The sequence below is a fragment of the Secundilactobacillus collinoides DSM 20515 = JCM 1123 genome (assembly GCF_001435975.1).
Taxonomy (GTDB): domain Bacteria; phylum Bacillota; class Bacilli; order Lactobacillales; family Lactobacillaceae; genus Secundilactobacillus; species Secundilactobacillus collinoides.
Genome location: NZ_AYYR01000028.1, coordinates 1 through 917 on the forward strand (window position 1 = coordinate 1; position 917 = coordinate 917).

The window sequence follows — 917 nt, forward strand, 5'->3', positions numbered from 1 at the left end:
TTACTATTCTTTACGAGTTTACTCATCCATGGATCATAATCAATACCACTAGCAACTACAACATCTGCTTTACTGACCTCATTGGCTATTTTAGATGTAGGATCATAGTCATGTGGATCTACAGAAGGATTATTAATAACCGAATTAACAGTACCTTTATTACCAACAACTTTCTTTGCTGCCTCGCCATAAAAATCAGTAGTGGCTACAATTTTAATGTCTTTACTGCTCGAATCATCGCTAGAACTTTTTGAACTACTACAACCTGCTAAAGCTATACTAATGAAAGCAATAGACAGAAAAACTCCTAATGCTAAAATGTTTTTTCTTAATGTTCTCAAAACAGTGCTATCCTTCCATGATAAGTACTCAATTACGTCAGTTCATCCTTAATACCAACATTAAACTACATAGTTTCTAGTTACATACGATTACATTCATTGACATTCACCTACCTTAATAAATACAACAACCTAGATACATTATCTAGAATATCGTACTAAGACGTTTATGTAAATAGTAATTAGTACCATTTACATAAAAACCACCCCCAACATAAAAATAGCCTAACTTCCGTTTTTAAGAAGTCAGACTACCTTTTATATAAAAAATGGATTATATTATGTGAATTTTTCGACGTTGATTTACTTTTTTTCCTTACGTCTAATCCCAATAAACGACCCCATGCTTATTAGAATCATCGCAATAATTCCAGCGATGCTTAGATTATTACTTTCTTGCTCACCTGTTTGAGGCAGTGTATTATTAACAGATTTATTTTCCTTTGTAGATTTATTAGAAACTACAGTATTAACTGACGCTTTGTAATTTAAATGGGCATTTGAACCCATTGTATTGAAAGGCTTGACGGGCTTGACGGGCTTGACGGGCTTGACGGGCTTGACGGGCTTGACGGG

2 protein-coding genes are annotated in these 917 nt (G+C 34.1%); both read right to left on the bottom strand.

What is annotated here, in order from left to right:
• Nucleotides 1-341: metal ABC transporter solute-binding protein, Zn/Mn family (locus FC82_RS05915; RefSeq protein ID WP_156405130.1), on the bottom strand; the 341-nt coding region annotated here is incomplete at its 3' end.
• A gap of 303 nt (nucleotides 342-644) precedes the next feature.
• On the bottom strand, nucleotides 645-917 hold a 273-nt coding region (locus FC82_RS05920), incomplete at its 5' end, for an LPXTG cell wall anchor domain-containing protein (RefSeq protein ID WP_156405131.1).